The 6,798-nt window shown below is 68.6% G+C and carries 4 protein-coding genes; 1 reads left to right on the forward strand and 3 read right to left on the reverse strand.

Translation table 11 applies throughout. The features are described 5' to 3' along the window. Positions 1-132: 132 nt before the first annotated feature. A complete protein-coding gene (locus BEN49_RS09325; protein WP_070742754.1) occupies positions 133-825 on the forward strand; it encodes a flavin monoamine oxidase family protein in 693 nt (230 codons plus the stop codon). 77 nt (positions 826-902) lie between these two features. Here the strand turns inward: BEN49_RS09325 and BEN49_RS09330 are convergent, their stop codons facing one another. The 3 genes from BEN49_RS09330 to BEN49_RS09340 all read right to left on the reverse strand — a co-directional run bounded on the left by BEN49_RS09330 (position 903) and on the right by BEN49_RS09340 (position 6,720). Then, positions 903-3,128 carry a xanthine dehydrogenase family protein molybdopterin-binding subunit gene (locus BEN49_RS09330; protein WP_070742755.1) on the reverse strand — a complete coding sequence of 742 codons (2,226 nt, stop codon included), beginning with the start codon at positions 3,126-3,128 and terminating at the stop codon, positions 903-905. A 68-nt stretch (positions 3,129-3,196) separates the two neighbouring features. Beyond that, positions 3,197-3,655, reverse strand: a complete 459-nt coding sequence (locus BEN49_RS09335) for a nucleoside deaminase (RefSeq protein ID WP_070742756.1) — start codon at positions 3,653-3,655, stop codon at positions 3,197-3,199. A 56-nt stretch (positions 3,656-3,711) separates the two neighbouring features. Continuing rightward, entirely contained in the window at positions 3,712-6,720 is a 3,009-nt protein-coding gene (locus BEN49_RS09340) for a PD-(D/E)XK nuclease family protein (protein ID WP_070742757.1), read from the reverse strand. Positions 6,721-6,798 lie beyond the last annotated feature (78 nt).

Consider the following 6,798-nt stretch of genomic DNA (forward strand, 5'->3'; position numbering starts at 1 on the left):
TCAGGGCGTGCACCGGGGTGCCCCGAACCCGTCGGGCTCGGCGGGGTACCTGCGCGTGGCGGGCGGGGCGGCCGCGCTCTGCCGCACCCTGGCGCAGCAGCTACCGGCCGGCTGCCTGCACCTGGGGCCCGCGTGACGCAGCTACGCCAGCTGCCCGGCCCGGCTGGGGTGGAGGTAACGGTGGAGCAGGCCGGCCGCACCGAGCAGCACCGGGCCCCGGCCGTAGTGCTGGCGCTGCCGCCGCGCCTGGTGGCCCACAGCATCGGGTTTGCGCCCGCGCTGCCCGCGCCGCTGCGCGAGGCGATGCAGGCTGTGCCCACCTGGATGAGCCACGCCATGAAAAGCGTGGTAATGTACGACGAGCCATTTTGGCGGGCGCAGGGCTGGTCAGGCTTTGCGGTGAGCCAGGTGGGGCCCCTGGTCGAAATTCACGACGCCTCGCCGGCCACGGGCCCGCGGGGGGCGTTGTTCGGGTTTTTCGCCGCCGAAGACCCGCTGCGGGCTGCCCCGGTGGCCGAGCGGCAGGCGGCGGTGCTGGCCCAATTGGCCCGCTTGTTCGGCCCCGGGGCCCTAAATGCGCTGGCCTACCACGAGCTGGACTGGACCCAGGAGCCCCTGACCAGCGTGCCCGGTGACGCGCCAGCCCCAGCCGCGGTGCCGCTTCGGGGCCCCGCGCTGCTGCGCCAGCCGCACTGGGCCGGGGCCCTGCACTGGGCCGGCGCTGAAACCTCGCTCAGTGAGTGGGGCCGGCTCGACGGGGCCGTGGAATCGGGGCAGTGGGCCACGGCGCAGGTGCTGCGGCAGCTGGCCGGGGCCCCCGTTTAGGGCCAGCGCCGCGCCAGGCACCGCTGGGGGCCCCAAAACGGGGTGTTGCAACGGGCTGCGGTTGGTGATTTTTCCTCCTAGCTCACGCCGCCGCCCAGCAGCTTGTCGGGCGTGATGGGCAGCTCGCGGATGCGCTGGCCGGTGGCGTGAAACACGGCGTTGGCCACGGCGGCGGTGAAGCCGATGAGGCCGATTTCACCCAAGCCCTTGGCGCCGATGGGGTTGAGCACGGGGTCGGGCTCGTCGAGCAGGATGACGTCGATGTCGGGCACGTCGGCATGGGTGGCGATGTGGTACTCGGCCAGGTTGTGGTTTACGAAGCGGCCGTAGCGGTGGTCGAGCACGGCCTGCTCCATCAGGGCCATGCTGATGCCCCACGTGACGGCCCCTAGCACCTGGCTGCGGGCGGTTTTGGCGCTGATGACCCGGCCCGCGTCGATGGCCGACACCACCCGCGTCACGCGCACCTCGCCGGTGCGGGCGTGCACCAGCACCTCCACGAAGTGGGCCCCGAACGACTTGCCCGAGTTTTCCTTGGCCTCGGGGCCCGGCTTGGCTTCCTGCGTCACCTCCAGGGCCGGCAGGTCGTGCAGGCGCAGTATTTCAGCGAAGGACACGCGGCGGCCCGGGTCGCGGGCCTGGTACAGGGCCCCGTTGTCCGCCACCAAGTCCTCTGCCTTGGCCGGGCCAAATTGCGAGCGGCCCGTCTGCACCGCTAGGGCCCTGAGTTGCTGTTGCAACGCCGTGCACGCCGCGTGCACCGCCGTGCCCACCGAGGCCATGGTGTGCGAACCAAACTGGCCCGCCGCCGGTGGCAGGGACGAATCGCCCAGTTCGAACTTCACCTGGCCGGGTGCAATGCCCAGCGCCGCGGCGGCCACCTGCGTCATGGCCGTGGCCGTGCCGGGACCCACGTCGGCAGTGCCGCTTTGCACCAGCAAGGTGCCGTCGGCGCGCAGTTGGGCCCGGGCGGTGGCGGGGGCCCGCTCGGCTTTGTAAATGCCCATGGCCATGCCCCAGCCCACCCAGTAGGGCCCCTGGCGCATCGAGCGCGGGGAAGCCGGCCGCTGCTTCCAGCCGAAGCGCTCGGCGCCCTGGGCGTAGCATTCGCGCAGGCGGTTGCTGCTCCACGGAATGTTTTTCTCGGGGTCGGCGGGAGCGAAGTTCTTGAGGCGTAGGGCCAGCGGGTCCATGTTCAGGGCGTAGGCCAGTTCGTCCATCGCCGACTCGATGGCGAACGAGCCGCTGGCCTCGCCGGGGCCCCGCGTCCAGGCGGGCGTGCTCAGGTCGAGGGGCACCACGCGGTAGCGCGCGTCGAGGTTGGGGCAGGCGTAGCCGGTTTTGGTGGGGTGCAGCATGCGCTCCGAAAACAGCTCGTAGCGCGAGCTGCTGCCGTGGCCCAGGTGCGTGATGCCCACCAGCGTGCCGTCGCGCTGGGCCCCCAGGCCCACCTGCTGCACCGAGCGCGGCCGGTAGCCCACCATGTTGAACTCCTGCTCGCGCCCCAGCATCACCTGCACCGGGCGGCCCACCTTTTTGGCCCCCAAAATGGCCGCCACCTCGGGCGGCCAAATGCGCGACGCCCCCCCGAAGGCCCCGCCCACGAACGGCGAGTGCACCTGCACCTGACTCTCGGGCAGCTGGAACATGCGCATCAAATCCTGCTGGGCCAGCTTGGGGGCCTGGGTTTTATTGTATACCGTCAGCCGCTCGCCCTGCCACAGGGCCACCGTGGCATGGGTTTCCATGGGGTTGTGCACCTGAATGGGCGTGCGGTATTCCTGAAAGGTGTGCACCGGGGCCCCAGCGTAGGCCCCCGCCTGGCCACGCAGGTAGTCGGGCTCGCCCTTGGCCGTTTGGCCGTCGGCCAAATGGGCCCCTAGGTCGGTTTCAGGCGTGGTGGCTGCGTACTCCACCCGCACCAGGGCGGCGGCGTGCTGGGCCTGTTCCAGGGTTTCGGCCACGACCAGCGCCACCGGCTGGTTGCTGAAGTGGATTTGGTCGTCGTAGAACACCTTAATTTCCTGGCCCTCCACCCGGTCGTTGTGGTTAGCCGTGGCGCTGGCGTAGGCCGGCACCTTGGGCGCGTTCAGGTACGTGAGCACGGCCAGCACGCCCGGGGCCCGCTCGGCGGCCTTGGTGTTGAAGCGCTTGATGCGGCCCCGGGCAATGGTGCTGGTGGCCAGCACGCCGTAGGTGCAGCCGGCCACGCGGTGCTCGGCGGCGTAGCGCGCCTGGCCGGTTACTTTCAGGCGGCCGTCAACGCGGCTCGGGGCGGAGGAGAGGGGGGGAATGGACGGCATGGAGGGAAGCGGGCGGGGAGTTGCCCCCGCATACGCAAACTACCCATTCCAGGCGGTCCAAAGTTCAATTACAACTCCATAATGTCCTCGTTCCAAAGGGTGGGCTCGGCCGCGATGAACTCGTTCATCAATTCTACGCACTCCTGCAAGTCGAGGATAACGACCTCCACGCCGTGGCTTTCCAGAAATTCCTTCGACTCGCCAAACGTGCGCGACTCGCCCACGACGACCTTCGGAATCTTGAATTGCACGATGGTGCCGGCGCACATGTAGCAGGGCATCAGCGTGGTATAAAGCACCGTGTCGCGGTAGGTGCGCTGGCGGCCGGCGTTCATCAGGGCGTCCATTTCGCCGTGCTTGATGGCGTTGTTTTCTTGCACGCGCTTGTTGCGGCCGCGCGATACGAGCTGGCCGTTGCGCACCAGCACCGAGCCGATGGGGATGCCGCCCTGCGCGCGCCCCATCCGGGCCTCGTCGATGGCGGCTTGCATGAATTCGTCTTTGGCGGCGGTGTTTTCGGCGGACATATTAGGAAGGGGTGGGGCCCCACGGGGCGGTGATGAAACAGATTAAGGGCAAAGGGTTACCGGGCGCAAATGCCGCGGTAGTCGCAAAATTCGCACTTGGCGAAGTCGTCGGTTTTGCGAATAGGCTCGGCGGGGTCGAGGATTTTAAGCACAATTTTCGAGATTAATTCCTCGGAAGTCTTCACGAAATCCTGGCCTTCGCTGGTCAGGAACGACAAGTCGGCGGAGAGCAGGCCGGCGTCGAGGTTGCGCATCGACACGATGGCGGTGTTGGCGGTTTCGCGCTTCTCGGTGCTGGCCAGCATGAAGCGGTAGAGCCAGAGCTGACGCACCTTGTCGGCGCTGCTGCTGGCCTCGGCGAGCAGGCGCTCGGTGGCTTCGGCAGGCGAGTAGCGGTTGCGGTAGCCGCTCAGGTTTAGCTCGTTGGCATCGACTAGGCCGGTTTTGTAGTCCACCACCCGCAGGCGGCCGTCGGGGAGCTGGTCCACGCGGTCGGCCATGCCGAAGAGGCGCACCGAGAGGGGCCCCGAGCCGGGCACGTCGACAAACACGGTAGCGGCCAGGGGCTTTTCGAGGCTGAACAGCCGCAACGGCAGGCCCTCGCGGGTGGGCAAGCCCTGGAGGTAGCGGGCCACGAGGCGCACGGCCACCTGGCCGTACACGTGGTTGAGGCCCTCGTCGGGGCGGGCGTAGCGCTCCGTGTCGTCCTGGCGCAGGGCCCTATTTACCTCGGCGGGCACTTGGGCGAGCAGGTCGGGCAAGTCGGCTTCGGTGAGGGCGCGGGCGTCCTGCTCGAAGGGACGGAGCAGATTCTCCAGCGCCGCGTGCATCATCGTGCCGAAGCTGCTGGCTTCCAGCGTTTCCTCCACTTCCTCGTTCTGGTGGAAGCGGGCCACTTTCGAGAAGTAAAACCGCAGCGAGCAGGCCAAAAAATCGTTCAGGCGCGAGGGCGAGATGTTGCGCTCCAGCACGCCGCGCAGGGCCCCCAGCAACTCCTCGTCTTTCTCCAGCACGAAGTCGCCGGCGTAGCTGGCCGTGGCTTCGGCGGTGTCGGCCACGGCCACGGTCAGGTCGTCGACCGTCAGCAGCGGGTTTTGGGGCCGCAGGTCGTTTTCGAGTTGCAGCAGGAAGCGGCTGCGCTCGCCGCTTTTGGTGCCCTCGGCGCCGGGCAGCACGTGCACCAGGTCCACGCGCTGGGCCCGTTGCAGCAGGCGCCAAAAGTTGTAGGCCGTGCCGGCCTCGGCGTCCACGTTGGTGGGCAAGCCAAACTCCTGGAGCACGTCGTACGGAAACAGCGACTGCTGGCGCTTGGGCGCGGGCAGCACGCCTTCGTTGCAGCTCAGGATGATGACGTGGTCGAAGTCCAGGGCCCTGGTTTCGAGCAGGCCCATCACCTGCACGTCGGCCAGCGGCTCGCCGGCGAAGGGCAGGCGGGTGCGCGCCATCTGCTCGTACAAAAACCGCCGGAACGAAGCTACTGACAGCCGCTGCTCCCGGCAATCGAACGCCGAATCGAGCTGCTTAACCAGCGTATAAAAGAGGTACAGGTACTCGGCGCCGAGGGCGGGCTCGTGGTCGGGGCTGGGCTTTTCGGCCGCGTACACCTGGTGCAGCAAGTCAATCAGCGCGTAGCAGGCCTTGATGATGTCGTCGCAGTTGTTCCAGGTTTGGAACAGCGCTTCGAGCAGCGGCTGGTGCTTGCCCAGGGCCAGTAAATCGGTGGCGGGCAGCAGCACGGCGTTCAAGCGCACAATTTCGCGGCACACGTGGTCCAATATGCCGTGGTACTGCTCGTCGGGCTGCTGGTTCAGCCAGAGTTGGTAGCGGCGCAGAAACGGGTGGGCCAGCAGCTTGCTCACCGCCAGGTGATGGTAGCGGGGCACGCCGTAGCCGGTTTCGGCGCTGCCCTCCCGGATGCCGGTGAGGTGCACCTCAAACAGCAAATCGACCAGGTTGAACAGCGGCGTGGCCTGGAAGCTTAGGCCCATCGTCACGTTGTAGGCGGGCACGGCGTCGGGCGGCAAGCCGTGCAGCACGGGCAGCAGCAGGGTTTCGTCGGGCAGCACCACGGCCACGGTGGCGGTGGGGTAGTCGCGGCGGGCTTCGGCCAGCAGCTGGCCGGCCAGCTTGCCCTGCATGCTGGGGTTGGCCACGCCCAGCAGGCGCACGTGGTGGGCGTGGCCGCGCAGCCACTCGGTGCCGCCGCCCAGGGCCCCCAGCGGCAGGTCCCAGCGCTTGGCGTACTGGCGCAGGTGCTGGCCGGCGCGGTTGGGCGAGTCGGGGGCCAAGTAAAACGGGTCGCCGTCGAAGCGCAGCTCGGCCCGCCCGGCGCGGTAGAGCAGGCGGATGAGCTTCTCCTCGGCCTTCGACAAGTTGCCCAGGCCCACAAACACGTGGCGGGCCACGGCCGGGGCCCCCGGGTCGGCGTCCAGCGCGTCCAGGCGCTTTTGCAACTTCTTCACGGCCAAGCGGTAGGCCAGGCCGGGGTAGGCGAGGTGCTGGGCCAGCATGCGGCGCTTCAATTCGCGGTACACCTTTTCGAGCTGGTCCCAGAAGCTGAACGCACGGCCCGCCAGGTGGCTGCGCTCGGGCAGCGCCTCCAGCTTCCAGCGCTCCAGGGCCTTGGCCTGGCTGAGGTACTCGAACACCTTGCGCGGCTGGGCCAGGTTCTGGTCGAGGTTGGAGAAGTCGTTGAGCAGCAGGCCCGACCAGCCCACGAATCGGTCGAAGTTTAGGCCCGTGTCGTAGCCCTTCAGGATGTCGTAGAGCAGCAGCTGCAAGGCAATGGGCTCCTCCACCTGCACGCCGGCCAGCTCCACCATGTAGTCTTCCATAGCTGCCACGCGCGGGGCCCACAGGGCCTGGCCGGGCGGCAGGGCCAGGGCCAGCTCATTCTTCAAATACACCACGGCGCGGCGCGTGGGCACCACCACCACCAGCTCCGAAAGCTCGTCGTCGGGGCCCGCGCCGTAGCGCTCCAGCAGGTGGCGGGCCGTGTCGGCCAGAAATGTGGCGGTGGCGGCAGGGGCGGGGGGAGGTAGAACGGCGGGCGCGGCAGCGGGCATCGGGAAGGGCAGCGGTTGGGGCCGGCAAGGTACGGCCGGGGGCGGCGGGGCCCCGGTAACACCGGGCGCGGCGCGGGC

It is taken from the genome of Hymenobacter coccineus, from assembly GCF_001816125.1.
Lineage (GTDB): Bacteria > Bacteroidota > Bacteroidia > Cytophagales > Hymenobacteraceae > Hymenobacter > Hymenobacter coccineus.